Source organism: Cellulomonas sp. P1_C4 (assembly GCF_056406355.1).
Genome location: NZ_JBFUAI010000007.1, coordinates 122112 through 139371 on the forward strand (window position 1 = coordinate 122112; position 17260 = coordinate 139371).

Annotated in this window: 26 protein-coding genes; 9 read left to right on the forward strand and 17 right to left on the reverse strand. The window is 72.7% G+C overall.

Features of this window, described 5'->3' with window-relative positions; genetic code table 11:
- Positions 1-16: 16 nt before the first annotated feature.
- Genes AC1DYZ_RS07325 through AC1DYZ_RS07345 form a run of 5 tightly spaced genes read right to left on the reverse strand, consistent with a single transcriptional unit; the run spans position 17 to position 4159 of the window.
- Positions 17-1264, reverse strand: coding sequence for an APC family permease (locus tag AC1DYZ_RS07325; protein ID WP_477064544.1), 1248 nt, complete (start codon positions 1262-1264; stop codon positions 17-19).
- Positions 1261-1674 (reverse strand): arsenate reductase ArsC, encoded by a 414-nt coding sequence (locus AC1DYZ_RS07330; RefSeq protein ID WP_456825190.1) that lies wholly within the window; start codon positions 1672-1674, stop codon positions 1261-1263. The genes AC1DYZ_RS07325 and AC1DYZ_RS07330 overlap by 4 nt, the downstream gene beginning before the upstream one ends.
- A complete protein-coding gene (locus AC1DYZ_RS07335; protein ID WP_477064610.1) occupies positions 1671-2588 on the reverse strand; it encodes a metalloregulator ArsR/SmtB family transcription factor in 918 nt (305 codons plus the stop codon). Before AC1DYZ_RS07335 ends, AC1DYZ_RS07330 begins: the two co-directional genes overlap by 4 nt.
- Positions 2589-2647: 59 nt before the next feature.
- Entirely contained in the window at positions 2648-3916 is a 1269-nt protein-coding gene (locus AC1DYZ_RS07340; RefSeq protein ID WP_477064545.1) for an MFS transporter, read from the reverse strand.
- 30 nt (positions 3917-3946) lie between these two features.
- Positions 3947-4159 carry a hypothetical protein gene (locus AC1DYZ_RS07345; protein ID WP_477064546.1) on the reverse strand — a complete coding sequence of 71 codons (213 nt, stop codon included), beginning with the start codon at positions 4157-4159 and terminating at the stop codon, positions 3947-3949.
- A gap of 59 nt (positions 4160-4218) precedes the next feature.
- Here AC1DYZ_RS07345 and AC1DYZ_RS07350 point away from each other — a divergent pair, with 59 nt between their 5' ends.
- Entirely contained in the window at positions 4219-4650 is a 432-nt protein-coding gene (locus AC1DYZ_RS07350; RefSeq protein ID WP_477064547.1) for a VOC family protein, read from the forward strand.
- A 6-nt stretch (positions 4651-4656) separates the two neighbouring features.
- Here AC1DYZ_RS07350 and AC1DYZ_RS07355 read toward each other — a convergent pair whose 3' ends face one another.
- Entirely contained in the window at positions 4657-5283 is a 627-nt protein-coding gene (locus tag AC1DYZ_RS07355; protein ID WP_477064548.1) for a GNAT family N-acetyltransferase, read from the reverse strand.
- 11 nt (positions 5284-5294) lie between these two features.
- The gene (locus tag AC1DYZ_RS07360; RefSeq protein WP_477064549.1) at positions 5295-5513 is read right to left on the reverse strand and encodes a chemotaxis protein CheW; all 219 of its coding nucleotides are present in this window, start codon (positions 5511-5513) and stop codon (positions 5295-5297) included.
- 114 nt (positions 5514-5627) lie between these two features.
- On the opposite strand from AC1DYZ_RS07360, the gene AC1DYZ_RS07365 reads away from it, so the two are divergent.
- The 3 genes from AC1DYZ_RS07365 (at position 5628) to AC1DYZ_RS07375 (ending at position 7047) form a co-directional block, all read left to right on the forward strand.
- On the forward strand, positions 5628-6056 hold the full coding sequence (locus AC1DYZ_RS07365) for a nitroreductase/quinone reductase family protein (protein WP_477064550.1): 429 nt from the start codon (positions 5628-5630) through the stop codon (positions 6054-6056).
- Entirely contained in the window at positions 6053-6673 is a 621-nt protein-coding gene (locus tag AC1DYZ_RS07370) for a class I SAM-dependent methyltransferase (protein ID WP_477064551.1), read from the forward strand. The genes AC1DYZ_RS07365 and AC1DYZ_RS07370 overlap by 4 nt, the downstream gene beginning before the upstream one ends.
- 113 nt (positions 6674-6786) lie before the next feature.
- Complete coding sequence (locus AC1DYZ_RS07375; protein ID WP_477064552.1) at positions 6787-7047, forward strand: GlsB/YeaQ/YmgE family stress response membrane protein; 261 nt, start codon at positions 6787-6789, stop codon at positions 7045-7047.
- A gap of 94 nt (positions 7048-7141) precedes the next feature.
- On the opposite strand, the gene AC1DYZ_RS07380 is transcribed toward AC1DYZ_RS07375, so the two are convergent.
- The 7 genes from AC1DYZ_RS07380 to AC1DYZ_RS07410 all read right to left on the reverse strand — a co-directional run bounded on the left by AC1DYZ_RS07380 (position 7142) and on the right by AC1DYZ_RS07410 (position 11448).
- Positions 7142-7378, reverse strand: a complete 237-nt coding sequence (locus AC1DYZ_RS07380) for a helix-turn-helix domain-containing protein (protein WP_477064553.1) — start codon at positions 7376-7378, stop codon at positions 7142-7144.
- On the reverse strand, positions 7378-7875 hold the full coding sequence (locus AC1DYZ_RS07385; RefSeq protein ID WP_477064554.1) for a DUF2975 domain-containing protein: 498 nt from the start codon (positions 7873-7875) through the stop codon (positions 7378-7380). Before AC1DYZ_RS07385 ends, AC1DYZ_RS07380 begins: the two co-directional genes overlap by 1 nt.
- A gap of 104 nt (positions 7876-7979) precedes the next feature.
- Positions 7980-8654, reverse strand: coding sequence for a hypothetical protein (locus tag AC1DYZ_RS07390; protein ID WP_477064555.1), 675 nt, complete (start codon positions 8652-8654; stop codon positions 7980-7982).
- On the reverse strand, positions 8651-8860 hold the full coding sequence (locus tag AC1DYZ_RS07395) for a hypothetical protein (protein WP_477064556.1): 210 nt from the start codon (positions 8858-8860) through the stop codon (positions 8651-8653). The genes AC1DYZ_RS07390 and AC1DYZ_RS07395 overlap by 4 nt, the downstream gene beginning before the upstream one ends.
- 91 nt (positions 8861-8951) lie before the next feature.
- A complete protein-coding gene (locus AC1DYZ_RS07400) occupies positions 8952-9716 on the reverse strand; it encodes an alpha/beta fold hydrolase (RefSeq protein ID WP_477064557.1) in 765 nt (254 codons plus the stop codon).
- Between the two features lie 98 nt (positions 9717-9814).
- The gene (locus AC1DYZ_RS07405; RefSeq protein WP_477064611.1) at positions 9815-11011 is read right to left on the reverse strand and encodes an RNA polymerase sigma factor; all 1197 of its coding nucleotides are present in this window, start codon (positions 11009-11011) and stop codon (positions 9815-9817) included.
- Entirely contained in the window at positions 11008-11448 is a 441-nt protein-coding gene (locus AC1DYZ_RS07410; RefSeq protein WP_477064558.1) for a YciI family protein, read from the reverse strand. The genes AC1DYZ_RS07405 and AC1DYZ_RS07410 overlap by 4 nt, the downstream gene beginning before the upstream one ends.
- 97 nt (positions 11449-11545) lie before the next feature.
- Between AC1DYZ_RS07410 and AC1DYZ_RS07415 the strand changes: the two genes are divergently transcribed.
- Positions 11546-11896, forward strand: coding sequence for a hypothetical protein (locus AC1DYZ_RS07415; protein WP_477064559.1), 351 nt, complete (start codon positions 11546-11548; stop codon positions 11894-11896).
- A gap of 149 nt (positions 11897-12045) precedes the next feature.
- On the forward strand, positions 12046-13446 hold the full coding sequence (locus AC1DYZ_RS07420) for an MFS transporter (protein WP_477064560.1): 1401 nt from the start codon (positions 12046-12048) through the stop codon (positions 13444-13446).
- Between the two features lie 6 nt (positions 13447-13452).
- On the opposite strand, the gene AC1DYZ_RS07425 is transcribed toward AC1DYZ_RS07420, so the two are convergent.
- The gene (locus tag AC1DYZ_RS07425) at positions 13453-13995 is read right to left on the reverse strand and encodes a DapH/DapD/GlmU-related protein (RefSeq protein WP_477064561.1); all 543 of its coding nucleotides are present in this window, start codon (positions 13993-13995) and stop codon (positions 13453-13455) included.
- A 90-nt stretch (positions 13996-14085) separates the two neighbouring features.
- Between AC1DYZ_RS07425 and AC1DYZ_RS07430 the strand changes: the two genes are divergently transcribed.
- The 3 genes from AC1DYZ_RS07430 (at position 14086) to AC1DYZ_RS07440 (ending at position 16170) form a co-directional block, all read left to right on the forward strand.
- Positions 14086-14724, forward strand: a complete 639-nt coding sequence (locus tag AC1DYZ_RS07430; protein WP_477064562.1) for a hypothetical protein — start codon at positions 14086-14088, stop codon at positions 14722-14724.
- A 39-nt stretch (positions 14725-14763) separates the two neighbouring features.
- Positions 14764-15897 (forward strand): epoxide hydrolase family protein, encoded by a 1134-nt coding sequence (locus AC1DYZ_RS07435; protein ID WP_477064563.1) that lies wholly within the window; start codon positions 14764-14766, stop codon positions 15895-15897.
- Between the two features lie 99 nt (positions 15898-15996).
- Positions 15997-16170: a hypothetical protein gene (locus tag AC1DYZ_RS07440; protein WP_477064564.1), complete on the forward strand. Its 174-nt coding sequence runs from the start codon at positions 15997-15999 to the stop codon at positions 16168-16170.
- A gap of 10 nt (positions 16171-16180) precedes the next feature.
- Here the strand turns inward: AC1DYZ_RS07440 and AC1DYZ_RS07445 are convergent, their stop codons facing one another.
- A complete protein-coding gene (locus AC1DYZ_RS07445; RefSeq protein WP_477064565.1) occupies positions 16181-16642 on the reverse strand; it encodes a GNAT family N-acetyltransferase in 462 nt (153 codons plus the stop codon).
- 120 nt (positions 16643-16762) lie between these two features.
- Positions 16763-17134 carry a YciI family protein gene (locus AC1DYZ_RS07450; RefSeq protein WP_477064566.1) on the reverse strand — a complete coding sequence of 124 codons (372 nt, stop codon included), beginning with the start codon at positions 17132-17134 and terminating at the stop codon, positions 16763-16765.
- Between the last annotated feature and the right edge of the window lie 126 nt (positions 17135-17260).

The following is a 17260-nucleotide window of genomic DNA, read 5'->3' on the forward strand; positions in this document are numbered from 1 at the left end:
CCGGACGCGACCGCGCTCACCCCGCGTGGGTGCGGTCRCGTCCCCGGCGCAGCGCCCACGTGCCCGCCCCGACCAGCGCGACGGCCGCGCCGCCGAGCACGGACGCGAGCGGCAGGGTCGCGGCGAGCACCACGCACCCGGCCAGCCCGAGGATCGCGACCGCGCGCGGCGGTCGGCCCTCGTCGGGCGTCATCGTCAGCGCGCTGGCGTTGGTGAGCGCGTAGTACGTCAGCACGCCGAACGACGAGAAGCCGATCGCTCCACGCACGTCGAGGGTGGCGACGAGGACGACCACCACGGCAGCCACCGCGAGCTCGGCGCGGTACGGCACGGCGTGGCGGGGGTGGATCGCCGCGAGGTACGGCGGGAGCTCGCGGTCGCGTGCCATGGCGAGCGTCGTGCGGGACACCCCGAGGATGAGCGCCAGCAGCGCGCCGAGCGACGCGACGGCCGCGCCGACCTGCACCACGGGGCTCAGTGCGGCCAGCGAACCGGCCTCGACCACCGCGCGCAGCGGCGCCGTCGTCGCCGCGAGCCCGTCGGCGCCCACCGCGAGCAGGGCGCTGACCCCCACGACCACGTACACGACCAGCACGATCCCGAGCGCGAGCGGGATCGCCCGCGGGATGGTCCGGCGCGGGTCGACCACCTCCTCGCCGAGCGTCGCGATCCGCGCGTAGCCGGCGAACGCGAAGAACAGCAGCCCCGCCGACTGCAGGATGCCGCGCAGGTCCGACCCAGGGAACGGGCTCAGCCGGTCGGTGGACGCGGTGCCGCCGGCCAGGGCGGCGACGACGACCACGACGAGCGTGACCAGCGTGAGTGCGACGATCACCCGCGTGACCAGGGCCGACTTCTGCACGCCCCGGTAGTTGAGGGCGGTGAGCGCGACGACCGCGAGGACCCCGACCAGCCGCTCCTGCCCCGGCGCGGCGTACGACGCGAACGTCAGCGCCATCGCCGCGCAGCTGGCCGTCTTCCCGACGACGAACGACCACCCGGCCTGGAACCCCCAGAACGGGCCGAGCCGTCGGCGGGCGTAGACGTAGGTCCCGCCGGACTCCGGGTGGACGGCCGCCAACCGCGCCGACGAGGTGGCGTTGCAGAACGCGACGACCGCGGCGATCGCGAGCCCGATGAGCAGGCCCGATCCGGCGGCCTGCGCGGCCGGTGCGAACGCGGCGAAGACGCCGGCGCCGAGCATGGCGCCCAGTCCGATGACGACCGCGTCGGCGACCCCGAGCCGCCGGACGAGGGCGGTCACGCGCTGACGGCCTGGACGCCCAGCTCGTCGAGAAGCGTGAGAATCCGCCCGCGGATCTCGTCGCGAATCGGGCGCACCGATTCGATGCCCTGACCCGCCGGGTCCTCGAGCACCCAGTCCTCGTACCGCTTGCCCGGGAAGTACGGGCACGCGTCGCCGCAGCCCATCGTCACGACGACGTCCGACGCCTGCACCGCCTCGGTGGTGAGCACCTTGGGCTGCTCGGCGCGGATGTCGATGCCGACCTCGGCCATGGCGGCGACGGCCACCGGGTTGACCTGGTCGGCGGGCATCGAGCCGGCGGACCGGACCTCGACCGCGCCGCCGGACAGCGACGCGAGGAATCCCGCCGCCATCTGGGACCGGCCGGCGTTGTGGACGCAGACGAACAGGACGCTGGGCGTGGTCATGACTCTCCTGGGATGTCGAGCGAGTCGAGCAGGTGGCGAACGCGGGCGTCGATGTCGGCGCGGATGGCCGCGACACCCTCGGGGGAGGCAAGGGAGGGGTCGCCGACGGCCCAGTCCTCGTAGCGGACGCCGGGGTACACCGGGCAGACGTCGCCGCAGCCCATGGTCACGACGACGTCGGCGGCGCGGACGGCGTCGTCGGTGAGCGGCTTCGGGAACCCGTCGGAACCCAGAGCCTCGAGCTCGGGCCGGACGTGGGAGTGGATCGCCGCGGCGGGCTTCGACCCGGCCGAGCGCGCCAGGACGGCATCGCCGGCGTAGCGCTGCAGCAGGGCGGCGGCCAACTGGGAGCGCCCGGCGTTGGCGACGCAGACGAAGAGCACGCGGGGGACGGTGGCGCCGCCCTCGATGCGGACCAGGTCGTCGAGGCGCTGCCGGGCGAACCGGTCGGTGAGCCCGACGAGCGGCGCGTGCTGCCCGGCGGTCCGCGCGAGCGCCGTGGAGGAGTCGCGGACCACGTCCCGGACGCGGGCCGGGTCGATCGACGGGTAGCGCGGCGCGAGCGCGACGGCGAGGTCGTCGAGCCGGGCGTCGAGGTCGGGTTGGGGCGGGGAGCCGTCGGCCTCGACCTCGGCGAACGCCTCGAGGATCGCCCGCACAGCGGACCGATGGGTGGGGTCGATCCGGTACCAGACCCAGGTCCCGCGGCGCTCGGCGGTCACGAGCCCGACGTCCTTGAGCACCTTGAGGTGGTGCGACACGGTCGGCTGGGACACGTTGGTGAGCTCGCTGATGTCGAGGACGCACGCCTCGCCCGACGGGCTCGCGGCGATGAGCGAGAGGGCGCGCAGCCGCAGCGGGTCGGCCAGCGCCTTGAGTGCCCGGGCCACGTCCTGCGCGGCGGGCGCGCTCATCGCGGCGGTCGAGGTCACGTGTCTATATTGATGAAAATCAATACAGCCGTCAACTCCGATCAGGCCGGTGCCGGCGCGTCCTGCTCGTCGGTGTGCGCGACGTGCCGCAGCTGGTGCCAGATGAGCACGACGAAGATCGCGGAGCCGACGAACGCGAACCAGAACGGCGCCGTCACCCCGTAACGCTGCGCGAGCAGCCCGCCGATCGCCGCCCCGACCACCAGCCCGCCGAACACGCCGACCAGGTTGACGCTGCCCACCCGGCCCTGGAGCTCGGTCGGCACCGCCCGCTGCCGGATCGTCACCGACGTCGTCCCCCACACGAACGCGTGCGCGCCGAACACGAAGAACACGACGAGCGCGAACCACGCCGTCGTCGTCAGGGCGAGCGCGAGGTGGGTGAGGGTCTCGACGATGAGCCCGATGCGCATGAGGTTCGCCAGGCTGACCCGCCGCGTGATCCACCCGTAGGAGACGGTGCCGACGAGGCCGCCGATCGCCCCGACGGTCGTGATCAGCCCGAAGCCGATCGCCCCGAGCCCCAGGTGCTCGCGCGCGTAGAGCACGAGGACCGACCACGCGGCGCCGAACGTCACGTTGAAGATGAGGATCGTCAGCACCAGCGTCCGGACGGCGGCGTGGTGCCGGACCCAGCGGACGCCCTCGGCGATGTCGTGGCGGATGTGCGTGTCCGGTCGCTCGCTGCGGTGCGGGGGCAGCGCGATCCGGGAGACGAGCACGGCCCCCGCGGCCACCAGGATCGCTTCGGCCGCGAACGGCAGCGCCTGGCCGGCGGCGAACAGCAGGGCGCCGAGCGGCGGCCCGATGAGCTGGTTGACGGTGACAAACCCGGCCTGGATGCGGCTGTTGGCCAGCGCGAGGTCGTCGCGCTGCACGAGCATCGGCACCAGCGTGCTCGAGGCGTTGTCGGCGAATGTCTCCGCGGTGCCCAGCAGGAACATCGCGACGAGCACCAGCACGATCGACGCGACGTCCGTGGCGACGGCGACCGCGAGCAGCACGAGCACGACGGTCCGCAGCGAGTCGACCAGGATGACGAGCTTGCGGCGGTCCAGCCGGTCCGTCAGCGCGCCGGCCCACAGCCCGAACAGCAGCGGCGGCAGCCACTGAAGCAGCGCTGCCAGCGCGACGAGGAACGCGTCCTCGGTCCGGCTCGCCACGAGCAGCGGACCGGCCGCGATGACAATGCCGTCGCCCAGGTTCGAGCTCCACGACGACGCGAGCAGCCACCGGAACCTGGTCCCGAGTCGCTGCGGGACGACGGTGTCGACGATCCGGCTCACAAGGGCGAAACGGTAGCCCCCCATTCCGGCAGAGCGACAACGCAATGCCGTGGGTCAGACCCTGTCGCCGACCGCCGTGCGGTACCACGAGACGAACGCCTCGCCCGGGTCTCCGGTGTGCCGGCGGAAGGCGGACCGGTCCAGAGTCAGGGGGCGCCGAGGTCGCTGCGGGCGCGGACGGAACAGCCACCCGAGGGCGAGGACCGCCGCGATGATGCCGACGGCCGCCCAGGGATGGTCGGCGGGCAGCTGGGCGATCTCACTCATGCGCGAAGGGTAGGCGGCATAGTGGACGTGACCCCGCAGACCCGAGCGAAGGAGCTCCCGTGGACTGGACCCTCGAAGTCGTCGTCGTGCCGGTGAGCGATCTCGCCGCCTCCATCGCGTTCTACCGCGACCAGGTCGGGTTCGACCTGGACCACGAGACCGAGAACGAGTTCATGCACGTCGCCCAGCTGACCCCGCGCGGGTCCGGCTGCTCGATCGTCATCGGCAACCTGCCCTCGCAGTCCGAGATGGCGCCGGGCTCGCTGAAGGGCGTGCAGCTGGTGGTCGCCGACGCCGAGGCCGCGCGCGCGGAGCTCGTCTCCCGCGGGGTGGAGGCCTCCGAGATTCAGGTGATCGACCCGCGCGACGGCGGCACGTTCTTCGGCTTCAGCGACCCCGACGGAAACAGCTGGGCCGTGCAGCAGCTCAAGGTCCGGGGCGAGAAGCCGCTGATCCCGCACGAGGCGCGGGGACGCTTCGGCGCGGAGTGAGGCGCGTCAGCGGGACGAGAAGCCGCCGTCCGACGCGCTGGTCTGGCCGGCGACCCAGCCCGCCTCGTCCCTGAGCGGCCGGCCGAGGAGCGCGGTCCGGTCGACCGGGACGAGGTCGATCGACGGCGCGGGGTCGGAGGCCAGCCGCGCGTGGGTCTCGACGTCGAAGCGCTCGCTGCCGTAGCGGAGTTTCGCTCGTTCGACACCCTCGGCGACGAAGCCCGCCGCCGTCGCGACCCGGCACGACGCGGGGTTGTTCACGCGGTGGCCGAGCTCGAGCCGGGCCAGTCCCAGGTCGTCGAGGCCGAGCTGCGCGGCGCTGGCCAGCGCCCGGGAGGCCAGACCCTGGCCGCGGTGGCTCGTCGCCACCCAGTACGAGACCCACGCCGTGTCGTGCCGACGGTCGACGTTGCTCAGCGCGACGGAGCCGACCGCGACGCCGTCGACCCGGACGGCGAACGCGAACCTCGAGGCGTCCAGCGGAGCGAGGTGCTGCGCGATGAACGCGCGGGCCTGGTCGACGGTGTCCGGCGCGTCTGCGCCCAGCTGGACCGCGAGGTCGGGGCTGGCGCGCACCGCGGCAGCGAGTGACGCGGCGTCGGAGGTCGACCAGGCGCCCAGCGAGATCCCCACGGAGGAGGCGGTCAGCCCACGAGGCCGAGCGTCTGGCCGAGGAGGGCCGCGCCGCCGACGCCGACCAGGGTCCAGGCGAGCATGCTGCCGCCGAGGTAGGCGACGTAGCGCCCGTGCGCGGCCGCCGAGTGTCCCCAGCGGGGGGCCGGCGCCCAGCGCACGGTCTCGAGCAGCTCGGCGAGACGCCGCGAGGGCCGGATCGTCGGGAGGGTGGGCGCGGCGGCGGACATCGGAGCTCCTGGTGGGTGCGGGTTCGGGCGTCGGGATCGCCGACGCTCCCATCTTCCCACCCAGACCGGGCCGCGATCCGGGCCCAAGGGCCTGCTGCGGCGTACCGTCGCCGGGTGACCAGCACCCTCGTGATGCGGACGTTGAGCGGCGTGCACCGCGCGATCCTCAAGGTGAGCGGCGGCCGGCTCGGCGGTGAGCTGCTCGGCCTGCGGTCGATCGAGCTCACCACGGTCGGTCGGCGGTCCGGCAAGCCACGCGTGTCGATGCTCACCGTCCCCGTGCAGGTCGGGTCCGCCCTGGTGGTCGTCGCGTCGGCGGGCGGCGACGACCGCCATCCCGCCTGGTACCTCAACCTCGTCGACGAGCCTCACGTGCAGGTCGCCGTCTCGGGCCGGCAGGCGCGACCGATGGTGGCGCGGGTGGCGACTCCCGACGAGCGCGAGGAGCTGTGGCCCCGCGTGACCGCGGCGCTGGCCAACTACGCGGAGTACCAGACGCGCACCACGCGTGTCATCCCGCTGGTGCTGCTGGAACCGGCGTGACCAGCAAGCCCAGCGGCGGCGCGGCGTACTGGGACGGGCAGGCGTCGACGTACGACCGCACGACCGCGTTCCTCGAGCCGCGGCTCTTCGCGCCGGCGCGATCGTGGATCGCCGAGCGCGTGTCGGGCACGACGCTGGAGGTCGCCGTCGGCACCGGCGCGAACCTGCCCTACTACGCCGAGCGCGTGACTGACCTGACGCTCACGGACGTCAGCGACGCGATGCTCCGGGCGGCGTCGGCCCGGGCGGCGTCGTTGCGCGTGCCCGCCCGAACCCTGCAGTCCGATGCGGCGGACCTCGACCTTCCCGACGACGCGTTCGACACGGTCGTCTGCACGCTCGCGATGTGCTGCGTGGCCGACGAGCTCGCCGTCCTGCGCGAGCTCGCGCGGGTGCTGCGTCCCGAGGGGCGTCTGCTGATGGCCGACCACGTCGAGTCGTCGGCCGCCCTCGGGCGCGGGGTCCAGCGCGTGCTCGACCGCGTGACCCCCGACGCGGCCGGTGAGCACCACCGGCGGCGGCCGCTGCTGCTCATGGAGGCCGCGGGGCTGCGGGTCACCGAGACCCAGGCGTCGCGGTGGCGACTGGTCGAACGCGTCTCAGCGACGAAGCCCTGAACCGCCGCGCTCAAGGATGCCCACCGTGGGTGGGACGGGGTCTCGCAGCGACCCTCGCGTCTGCGACTCGGGATGAGCACCGCAGAACGGACTCGGTGCCCTAGTCTCGGCGCATGCTCATCCTCGGCCTGATCCTCTTCGGGATGCTCATCGGCGCCCTCGCCCAGCTCATCCTCGGCAAGGGACGCAAGGGCATCGACTGGACCATGGCGATCATCGCGGGCCTCGTCGGCTCGTTCGTCGGCGGCCTGCTCGCCAGCCTCATCGCGGGCGACGGCCTGGAGCTGCGGGCCAGCGGCATCATCGGCTCGATCGTCGGCGCGCTGATCATCACGGCGATCTGGCGCTTCAGCGGCGGCCGCTCGAAGGCCTGACGACCGGTCAGCGGCCCGTCGGCAGGCGAGCGCGACGGGTCGGAACCACGCGCGAGCGGATTCAGTCCGAGCCGTGGCATCCGGCGTCGACGCGCTAGGGAGCCGCTGGAGCCGGCTCGTCGATCGGCGCGCCCTCGTGGCGTAGCAGGTCGCCGGGCTGGCAGGCGAGCACCTCGCAGAGAGCCTCGAGGGTGCTGAACCGGACGGCCTTGGCCCGGCCGTTCTTGAGCACCGCGAGGTTGGCCGGGGTGATGCCGACGCGGTCGGCCAGCTCGCCGACCGACATCTTGCGACGGGCCAGCATGACGTCGATGTCGACGACGATCGCCATCAGATGACCTCGTCCAGCTCGGCGCGCAGCGTCGCCGCCGTGGTGTCCAGCGCGACCGCCTTCGCCAGCAGCACCCGCAGGACGAGCACGAGCAGCGCGATGCCGGCGGTGCCGACGCCCGCGATCACGACGACCATGACCATGCCCGGCGGGACGGCTTCTCCGGGTGCGAGGACGAAGGACAGTGCGACCGCCAGGAGCGTCGCCGCGACGGCGGAGCCGATGATGACGTCGACGAAGCGGAACGCCGCGAGGCTGAAGACCGTGTCCCGTCGGACCATGGTGAGCAGCCGCCAGATGCAGACGAGCGCGATCTCCACGGTGAGGACGCCGAGGATGCCGATGACGACGACGGCCCAGCGCAGGAAGACCAGGTCAGGGGCCTCCTCGGCGATGTCGATGCCGAGCAGCGGGAAGAGCATGACCTGCAGGAACAGCATCCCGGCGAACATCAGCACGATGAGCGCGCGGAGCGCGAGGACGGTCAGACGCCCCATTAGTCCACCTCCGGCTATCGATTAACAAGAGAAAACTATCGTTTTGCGATTCGGGTCGCAAGCCCGACGAGTCCACGGCTCCCGCGGGGCGACCCGGCGCGGTGCTATGTCGGGCGCCGAGCCTCCCTGAGGATCCGTGTGGGCTCGGTGTCCACGGCGTACCAGGTCGCGGCGTCGTCCCGGGTCGGCCCCCAGGCGACGGCGACGTGCAGGTCGGCCCGGCCCCCTGCGGGCAGCCGCGGCAGGCGGAGGCGGACTCCCGCGCCGACGACGGTGGACCCGTACTCGCTCCCGCCCTCCCATGGTTCCGGCAGGTCCGGGGCCCACTCGGGCGGGAGGGCCGGGCCGAAGGCGTGCGGCAGGTCGAGGGCTCGCCGCGCGAGGGCGTCGTTGTCGTGCGTCCCGATCGACAAGGTCCGGCCGCCCTGTTCGAACGTGACCGCCGTCAGCAGCTCCCCGCAGTCGCTCCCACCTTGATCGGCATCGAGCGCGAGGTAGCGGCCCTCGATGTCGATCGGACCGTGCGGGCGCAGCGCCTGGAAGGTCCAGACGGCCCCGACGTAGCCGTCGAGGGGGAGCCAGTGGTCGCTCAGCGGAGGGTCGATATGGGCGATGGTGAGAGTCACGTCGAGCTCGCGGGGGCGGCGCCACGTCTCCACGACTCCCCGGCTGATCCGGTGCGAGTCGGCCAGCAGGAGCTCGTCGCCGCCCTCGACCGACCAGGAGAGCTCCACCGGTCCCGCCGGGGTGCTGAGGGTGTGCACCTGCGCGGCGGTCACGGTGCGAGCGCGAGGGGCAGGCTGCCGGCGATCGCGCCGCCGACCCGGGCGACGAACGTCGCGTCGGAACCGACGGTCTGCCGGGGGTGCGCGGCGGCGGCCCAGGACGCCGAGCCCGACAGCCGGGGCAGCAGGCGCTGCCGCGCCGCGACGAGCTCGTCGTCGACCGCGCTCACGATCTCGATCACCGCGTCGTCGGCAGGCATGGGGACGAGTGTAGGTAGCCATCCTTCCGCACGGCGGGCCTTGCGCCCGAGCGGGCCGCCCGACCTTCGTCGCGCCCGCCCCAGACGCGGCCTACCGGTCGGCCGCGACCCGCTCGAGCCAGTCCGTCAGCAACGCGGCCACGAGGCCCGGCCGGTCGAGGTGCACGTTGTGCCCGCCGGAATCCAGCGTCACGAACGTCGCGCGCGGGTAGTGCTCGATCCGCGCCCAGGCGTCCACGTACCCGACGACGTGGTCCTGGCGTCCGGTGACCACGAGACACGGCTGCGTGAACGGCTCGGGCGAGGCGTCCTCGGGCTCCCGGTCGAAGGCGTACCGCTCCGCGATCCGGGCGAGCCCCTCCTGGTCCGCGGCGCGCAGCCCGGGCAGGGCGTGCTGGCGGAACGCCCTGGCGTTCGCCGGGCTCTGCACGACCGCCAGCTCGGCGTAGTCCTCGTCACCGTCCGCAGCCGCAGGGTCGGCGACCAGTACGGTCCTCGACGGCACCGTGCGGTGGTCGTGCTCGGCGACGAACACCCMGGCCAACGTCGCCAGGCCGACCACCTGCGGCCGCAGGTCGTGCGCCACCCGACGGGCGACCATGGCGCCGAACGAGCTGCCGACCAGGGCGAACGGGCGGTCCCCGACGCGACCGCGGATCTCGTCGGTGACCGCGCGGGCGACGCCCTCCGCGCTCGCGACGTCGTCGATCGGCGTGCCCCCGTGCCCGGGAAGATCGACGTAGAGCCGTGTCCATCCCTCGAAGACCGGGTCCAACGGCAGCAGGATCCGGTGGTCGACGCCGAACCCGTGCAGCAGGACCACGGGCGTGCCCGTTCCGCGCTCGATGACGTGCATCCCGGCACCGTAGAGGCAACCGGTGACAGGACCACCCCGGGAGTGGCCGGTTCTCGATCCCGGGCTCCATGACGACCGTCGAGAGCGGGTGTGCGGGGCTATCGACCGGCCGACAGCCTGGCCACCTGCGCGTCGAGGTAGCGGCGCTCCGCGACGTTCGTCGCCCGCCCGGCCGCGCGCCGATAGTGCAGAAGGGCGAGGTCGTCGTCGCCGGCGCGCTCGTGCAGGTACGCGCGCAGCTGGTCGATGCGGGGCAGGGCATCGTCCACGCCGTCCAGGATCGCGAGCCCCGCGGCCGGGCCGTGCACCATCCCCGCGGCCACCGCCCGGTTGAGCGTCACGACGGGGCTGCCGGTCATCCGCTCCAGCAGCTCGTACAGCGCCAGGATCTGCGGCCAGTCCGTCGCCTCCGCGCGAGGTGCCCGGTCGTGGATCGCCGCGATCGCGGCCTGCAGCTGGTACTCGCCGACCACGCCGCGCCCGATCGCGCCGTCCAGCAAGGAAGTCCCCTCGGCGATCTTGGCCTTGTCCCACCGGCTTCGGTCCTGGTCGGCGAGCGTCACCGGCGCGCCCGAGGAATCGGTCCGAGCCGCCCGGCGGGCGTCGGTCAGCAGCATGAGCGCGAGCAGGCCGGTGACCTCGGCGTCGTCGTCGGCCGCATGCAGCAGCCGCGCGATCCGGATTGCCTCGTCGGACAGGTCGACGCGCGTGAGGTCCTCGCCGGCGCTGCCCGTGTAGCCCTCGTTGAACATCAGGTAGAGCACGCGCAGCACGCTGCGCAGGCGGGCCGGGCGCTCGTCGGGCGCGGGCATCGAGAACTGCTCGCCCGCGACCCGCTGCTTGGCGCGGCTGATGCGCTGCGCCATGGTCGCGTCGGGCACGAGGAACGCGCGGGCGATCTCGGTGGTCGTCAGCCCGCCGACGGCGCGCAGCGTCAGCGCGATCGCGGACGTGGGCGTGAGGGCCGGGTGGCAGCACAGGAAGAGGACGGTGAGGGTGTCGTCTTCTTGCGCGCCGACGCCGGCCGCGGGCTCCGTCGCGACCCGGAGCTCGCGGTCGCGTCGCGCGGTGTCGCTGCGCCACCGGTCGACCATCCGACGCGACGCGGTCTGCAGGAGCCACCCGCGGGGCTGCTCCGGGATGCCGCCGACCGACCAGTGCGTGGCAGCCACGATGAGCGCCTCCTGCACGGCGTCCTCCGCGGCGTCGAAGTCGCCCCACCGCCGTGCGAGCGTGCCGAGGACCTGCGGCGCGAGCTCGCGCAGCAGGTCCTCGACGTGGCTCGGGACGTTCAGCGAGGGTTGCTCGCCGTCTCGAGGAACGCGTTCATCTCCTGGACGTCGGACGGACCGTCCTCCATGATCCGGCGCACCTGGATGGGCTGCTGGGTCGGGATGCCGCCGCGACCGGGCACGGCCGAGACGAGCCCGGCGATCTCCAGCGCACGCGCCTCGGTCTCCGTCTCGACGATCTGGTAGCCCGCGACCCATTCCTTGAACTCCTGGAACGGGCCGTCGGTGATCACCGTCGTCGCGCCGTCCGACGTGACCACCTTGGCCAGGTCCGGACCCGTGAGGATCTCCCCGCCGACGAGCTCGCCGCTCGCCAGCAGCTCCTGGTTCAGCCGGCCGTAGTAGTCCAGGTGGGCGGCGATCTCCTGGTCGGTCCACTCCGACATCGGGGCGTCGTCGGGACCGCTCTGGAAGTCCACGATCAGCAGGTACTTGGCCATGTTGCTCCTCCTTCGTCGTGCCCAGATTGGCACCATCACTTGTCGAACGGAGCCGTCCGGCATTTCTCTACACGGGACGCAGGAGTAGTTTCCCGCCATGGACCCGACGTCCTCGACCAGCATGCCCGGCCGGCTCGTGCCCGCGAGCGGCGGTCACGTGCCCGTGCGGGTGCGGGGGTTCCTCGAGGCCGCGGCGCCGACGCGCGCCGGCCGTTCGGAGCGCGGGTTCGCCGTCGAGCTGGCCCGCTCCGAGCACGACGTGGTCAAGGTCCTCGACGGTCCGACCGTCCTCGGATTCCTGCCGCCGGCGTGGTCGCAGACGGTCGACTTCGAGCTGTGGTCGTGCGAGCAGGCGGGGGAGGCGGCCCTGGCCCGGGCCGTGCTGGAGGGCGTGCCGGGCGAGCGCGACCTCTTCGTCATGCTGGACTGGCGGCGCCCGCGGGCGTGACGCTCACGGGTCGTCGACGAGGTTGACACCGGAGCGACCTCGGCTCGGATGGTCGCGTGCGCGATGCGTCGGCATCCTGGACCGGTGACCTTCGCCCTGCGACGAGTCCCGCGCCCGGCTGCCAGGCGGCGCGGCGACGGCGGTCGCTGATGCGCGCCACACCGCGGGCATCGCCGGCGCAGAGCCGGTTCGCCGTGGTGGCGCTCTCCGTGTCGCTCGTCTTCACCGAGTTCCTGGCGGGCATGCAGCGCTACCTGTCGCAGACCGTGCTGCCGCTCGTGGCATCGGAGCTCCACGGTGCCCACCTGTACGGCCCCCTCGACGCCGCGGCGCAGGCGCCGATGTTCCTGACGATGCCGCTGGGGGCGTGGCTGCTCTCCCGCTACACCGTCGGCCGGTTGATGGTGCTCTTCACGATGGTGACGGTCGCCGGGGCGGTGTTGTGCGCGACGGCCCAGAACATGGGGGTCTTCATCGCCGGCACGGCGGTCCGGGCGCTCGCGGCGGGCGCGCTGGCGACGGTCGGCATGGGCGCGATCAGCCGGGGGCTCCCGTCGAGGTACCGCCAGCTCGTCCTGGCGGGGATGTCCGGCGTGTGGCTCTTCTCGTCGGTCCTGGGCCCGGTGTACGCCGTCTCCGTCGCGTCGACGCTCGGCTGGCGGTGGGCGATGGTCCTGTACCTCCCCGTCCTGCTGGTGGCCCGGTTGGTCATCGCCCGCTACATGCCCGAGCGCACGGACGAGGTCGCCGAGGAGAAGGCGCCGTGGATCTGGGCGATCCTGCTGGCCGCCGGGTCCGTGGCTCTGTCGCTCCCGCTCGGCGTGTGGTCGATCGCGGCGGTGGTCGCCGGGGGCGGCCTCATGCTGTGGGCCACCGCAGCGATCCTTCCCACCGGAACGTTCCGCGCCCGCGACGGCCGTCGCGCCGCGCTGACGGCGCTCCTGCTCACGGCGGCGGTGTTCTTCGGCGCCTCGATGGTCCTGTCGGTGGTCGCGCACGACGCCCTCGGGCTCGACACGGTGCACCTCGGGTTCGTCATCGCGGCCCCGGGGTTCCTCTGGGCGGTCGCGGCGTTGTGGACGGGCTCGCACCCTGCGTTGGAGGACGGGCCGTTTCGACGCCGCGCCGTCCCTGCGGGGACGTCCATCGGCGTGGGCGTCGCGGTGCTCCTCGCCACGACGCTGTTGGCGGACGACGCGACCTCGTTCGTCGGCCTCCTGCTCGGGGGCGCGCTCCTCGGGGCAGGGATGGGCTCGCTGTACCCCGACCTGCTCGGCCGTTGCCTGAGCCCGCCCGACGCCGACGACGGCATCTCGCAGGACCGGATGGCCGCGGCGGTGGTGGTCGCGGAGTCGGTGGGCCTGGCCCTGGCGACGACCGCCGCGTACGCCTGGCTGGGCACCGGCTTCGGCCTCGTCGGCGCCCCGATCCACCGCTCCCAGCTGCTCTACGCGGCCCTGATCCCCCTGGCCGTCCTCATGGTGCACCGGCTCGCCGCTGCGGGGCGCGCTACGCGCTCTCGTCTGCCGTCGACGACGCTCGACGCCTGAGCGCCGCTACCAGCGTCGGCGCTCGGTGGCCTTCGGGCCGGCGACGAGGCTCGCCGCGGGGACGTCGTCGGCGACGATCGCGCCAGCGGCGATCACGGCGTCATGACCGATGCTGACCCCGGGCAGGATCGTCGCCCCGGCGCCGATCCACACGTTCTCGGCCACGTCGATCGGGGCGCCCGTCAGGTACAGCTTGCGGTCGGCGGGATCGACCGGGTGGCCGCTCGTGATGAACGTGACCTTGGGGCCGATCATCACGCGCTCGGCGATCCGGATCCCGGCGTAGTCCAGGAAGGTGCAGCCCTGGTTGATGAAGACGCGCTCGGCCAGGTCCAGGTGGAGCCCGTGGTCGGTGTAGAACGGCGGGTAGATCGTGAGCCTCGCGGGCAGCGGGCGGCCGAGGATCTGCTCGAGCAGCGCGGCCCTGCCCGCCTCGTCGTCGAACGGCAGGACGTTCAGGCGCGCGGTGAGCGCGGTGACCTGCAGGACCCGGTCGGCCATGGCCTGGAACTCGGGGCTATGGATCCGCAGGAGGCGACCGCTGGACATCTCACGATCCTCTCCCCGGGGCGGGCGTCGCCGCCGAGACACGCCCGCGCAGCGCGCGGGAGGGGCGCCCACCACCGCCATACTCGCCCGATGGAGCACTCGGACACGCCGACCCGACGGATCGACTGGCGCGAGGTGGTCGTGGTCGTCCTGCTCTCCGTGACGACGATCCTCACGGCGTGGGTGGGCTTCCAGGCGAGCAAGTGGGGCGGGGCGATGTCGATCTCGTTCAGCCAGGCGTCGAGCGCCCGGATCCAGGCCGCGCGCTACGAGGGGGTCGCCAACCGCAAGACCAACGTGCAGGTGACTCTGTTCTCGCAGTGGGCGTCCGCCTACGCCGCGAATGACATGGTCCTCGCGGACTTCTTGGCGGAGCGGTTCCCCGAGCCGCTCGCCACGACCTTCCCCATCTGGCTGGCCTCGACACCGCTGCAGAACGCGGACGCCGCGCTGACCCCCTTCGACCTCCCCGAGTACAAGCTCCCCGAGCTCGCCGATGCCCAGGCCGCCGACGCGCGAGCGGACGCGAAGTTCGCGCAGGCGCTGAGGAACAACCAGCGCGGCGACAACTACACGGTGCTGACGGTGGCCTACGCCGCGGTGCTGTTCTTCGCGGCGATGTCGGGGCGGATGAAGTCCACCCGCGGCGGGGACGTGCTGCTTGGCCTGGCCATCGCGCTGTTCCTGGTCACGTCGTCGTTCCTCGTCGCCTACCCGAAGCTGGTGTAGCCCCACGGCGTTGTCGGTGGTCGCTCGTACGGTGGCGTGATGACCGTCCGACCGTTCGTCGTCGACGTGCCGCAGCCGGTTCTCGACGACCTGCGCGACCGCCTGGCGCGCACCCGCCTGCTCGAGGACTCGCCTCGCCGGCCGGCGTCCGGGATGACCGCCGCGTACCTGAAGGACCTCGTCGGGTCGTGGCAGGCCTTCGACTGGCGCGCGCGGGAGGCGTGGCTGAACGAGCACCCGCAGTTCCTCGCGGACGTCGACGGCACGACGCTGCACTTCGTCCACCGGCGCTCGTCGACGCCCGACGCTCCGGTGCTCCTCGTGATGCACGGCTGGCCGCACACGTTCGCGCTGCAGCTGGACTTCGCCGACCTGCTGCCGGACTTCGACGTGGTCGTGATGAGCCTGCCGGGATTCACGTTCTCGCCGCCGCTGGACGAGCCGATCACCGAAGAGCGGCTCGCCCACCTGGCGCACGCGCTCATGACGGATGTCCTCGGGTACTCGAGCTACCTCACCTACGGCGAGGACCTCACGGCGAACGTGAGCGATCACCTCGCCGCGACGCACCCCGAGGCGGTGGCCGGCATCGTCGTCACGCACGCGCACTTCCTCACGCAGGAGGAGCAAGCGGCGTCGACGGACCCCATCGAGCGCGCCTTCTACGACGGCATGGCGGAGGGCTGGTACCAGCAGGCGGGCTACGCGCACATCCAGGGGACCCGACCCGACACCGTTGCGGCTGCACTCAACGACTCACCGGCCGGCCTGCTCGCGTGGATCACCGAGAAGCTCGTCGAGTGGAGCGACACCCCGCCCGGAGACCCGGCGGCCGTGGAGCTTCGTGTGTCGCGCGACCGGATCCTCACCGAGGCGACCCTCTACTGGGCGACGCAGTGCGTCGGCACGTCGTTCCGGCCCTACTTCGACGGCGCGAACGCCGTGATCCCGCCGGTCGAGGTGCCGGCCGCCGTCTTCGTGCAGCGGCACGAGCACGACAACCCCGAGTCGGTGGCGCGGCGGTTCTACCGCGATCTGCGGGTGTTCGAGCGGCTCCCCGAGGGAGGCCACTTCGCCGTCGCCGAGGTGCCGGAGGCGATGGCCGAGCGGGTGCGGCGGTTCGCCGGCGAGCTGGAGCCGCGTAGGGGTCTCGCCACGGCGCGGTCGGAGTGATCTGTCTCACCTTCGGGCCGATCGGGTGCCGTCAGGTCTCACCATGAACTGCAAGCGGCCCGACGCCCCGCTGGCCGCCACCCTCGTGGGAGGTGTGCCATGGCCCAGGACGACACGACGCTCCACTGCGGTGAGTGCCGGACCCGATACCCCGTCGGTCGACTCGCTCGAGAGTGCGAGCTGGCGCACGGCGTGCGACTGGTCTTCGACAACTCGAGCTTCTGGATGGGCGCCGGCGACACCGGCCCCCGCTACTCCCAGGCGCGCGGCTGAGCGCACGGCATCAGTGTCCGGCCGCGCGAGCGGTCTCCCACGAGAAGTGGCTGACCGCTGACTCGCGCCCCGCCAGCGAGCGGTAGAAGGCGAGAGCTTCGACGTCGTCCTCGTCGGCGGGAACGAAGATCTCCGCGACACCCGCTTCTGCAGCCTGAGCGCGGAGCTCGGCCATCAGCCGCGCGCCGATGCCCTGCCGGCGAAAGTCTTCGTGGACGGCGAGGTCGTAGACGAAGAGCTCCGCAGAGGGCGATCGGGTCATCGGGATGGTGTGCGCGGTGATCCCGCCGACGACGCGATCGCCCTCGAAGGCGGCGACCGCCCAGAAGGAGCTCGAGGACAACAGCCGGTCGACGTACTCGTCGCTGAGCGGCTCGGCCGGCTCGCCGAACGCCGCGGCCATGACGGCAAACATCTCGCGGGCATGCTCGTCGTCGCCCGCGGCGAGGCGCCTGATTGTGGAGGGGCCCATGAACCCAGCATCAACGCACATCGCGTCCGCGGACAGGGAATAGCTGTGAGGTTCTTCGGCCGGGACACCTGCCGCGGCGCCGCCGTTCTTCGGGCGTGGTGAGGGCCGGGCTAGGTCCACCTAACCGGCGGCCCGGCGGAGCATCATCGCGTCGAACTCGGGGTCGGGCATGAGCTCTCGAACCTCTTGCGCGCAGCGGCAGCCGACGGCGATCTTGGCCGCCCACGCCAGCGCCTCCTCGCGGGTGGCCACGTCGACGACCGAGAACCCGCCGACGACCTCCTTGGTCTCCGGGTACGGGCCGTCGGTGACCACCCCGTCCGTGCCCACGACGCTGGCCCGCTGCCTCTGCAGCCCGGCGCCGAACACCCACACGCCGGCCTTCACGGCCTCCTCGACCACCTCGTGCGCGGCCTTGCCCACGTCGGGCCAGTCCTCGTCGGGGATGTGGTCCATCGCGCCGTCGTTGAACGAGATCAAGTACTGCGTCATCGCACGACTCCTTGTCCGGCGGCCTCCTGCGGGGCCTCTCACCTGTCCTACGAACGACTCGTCTCGGATCCGACGCCGTGCCGGCGATCGTCCCGACGACCGAACGCTCTGAGCTTGTTGCCGGTC

Excerpts from the sequence above, each read along its gene's own strand:
- AC1DYZ_RS07385 (WP_477064554.1), bottom strand. The coding sequence starts at position 7,875 with ATGGGGCGTCTGACCGTCCTCGCGCTCCGCGCGCTCATCGTGCTGATG.
- AC1DYZ_RS07425 (WP_477064561.1), bottom strand. The coding sequence starts at position 13,995 with ATGTCCAGCGGTCGCCTCCTGCGGATCCATAGCCCCGAGTTCCAGGCC.
- AC1DYZ_RS07450 (WP_477064566.1), bottom strand. The coding sequence starts at position 17,134 with ATGACGCAGTACTTGATCTCGTTCAACGACGGCGCGATGGACCACATC.
- AC1DYZ_RS07410 (WP_477064558.1), bottom strand. The coding sequence starts at position 11,448 with ATGGCCAAGTACCTGCTGATCGTGGACTTCCAGAGCGGTCCCGACGAC.
- AC1DYZ_RS07330 (WP_456825190.1), bottom strand. The coding sequence starts at position 1,674 with ATGACCACGCCCAGCGTCCTGTTCGTCTGCGTCCACAACGCCGGCCGG.
- AC1DYZ_RS07380 (WP_477064553.1), bottom strand. The coding sequence starts at position 7,378 with ATGGCGATCGTCGTCGACATCGACGTCATGCTGGCCCGTCGCAAGATG.
- AC1DYZ_RS07440 (WP_477064564.1), top strand. The coding sequence starts at position 15,997 with ATGGCCCAGGACGACACGACGCTCCACTGCGGTGAGTGCCGGACCCGA.
- AC1DYZ_RS07415 (WP_477064559.1), top strand. The coding sequence starts at position 11,546 with ATGGACCCGACGTCCTCGACCAGCATGCCCGGCCGGCTCGTGCCCGCG.
- AC1DYZ_RS07445 (WP_477064565.1), bottom strand. The coding sequence starts at position 16,642 with ATGGGCCCCTCCACAATCAGGCGCCTCGCCGCGGGCGACGACGAGCAT.
- AC1DYZ_RS07335 (WP_477064610.1), bottom strand. The coding sequence starts at position 2,588 with ATGAGCGCGCCCGCCGCGCAGGACGTGGCCCGGGCACTCAAGGCGCTG.
- AC1DYZ_RS07420 (WP_477064560.1), top strand. The coding sequence starts at position 12,046 with ATGCGCGCCACACCGCGGGCATCGCCGGCGCAGAGCCGGTTCGCCGTG.
- AC1DYZ_RS07395 (WP_477064556.1), bottom strand. The coding sequence starts at position 8,860 with ATGCCTGCCGACGACGCGGTGATCGAGATCGTGAGCGCGGTCGACGAC.
- AC1DYZ_RS07360 (WP_477064549.1), bottom strand. The coding sequence starts at position 5,513 with ATGTCCGCCGCCGCGCCCACCCTCCCGACGATCCGGCCCTCGCGGCGT.
- AC1DYZ_RS07435 (WP_477064563.1), top strand. The coding sequence starts at position 14,764 with ATGACCGTCCGACCGTTCGTCGTCGACGTGCCGCAGCCGGTTCTCGAC.
- AC1DYZ_RS07430 (WP_477064562.1), top strand. The coding sequence starts at position 14,086 with ATGGAGCACTCGGACACGCCGACCCGACGGATCGACTGGCGCGAGGTG.
- AC1DYZ_RS07340 (WP_477064545.1), bottom strand. The coding sequence starts at position 3,916 with ATGGGGGGCTACCGTTTCGCCCTTGTGAGCCGGATCGTCGACACCGTC.
- AC1DYZ_RS07375 (WP_477064552.1), top strand. The coding sequence starts at position 6,787 with ATGCTCATCCTCGGCCTGATCCTCTTCGGGATGCTCATCGGCGCCCTC.
- AC1DYZ_RS07345 (WP_477064546.1), bottom strand. The coding sequence starts at position 4,159 with ATGAGTGAGATCGCCCAGCTGCCCGCCGACCATCCCTGGGCGGCCGTC.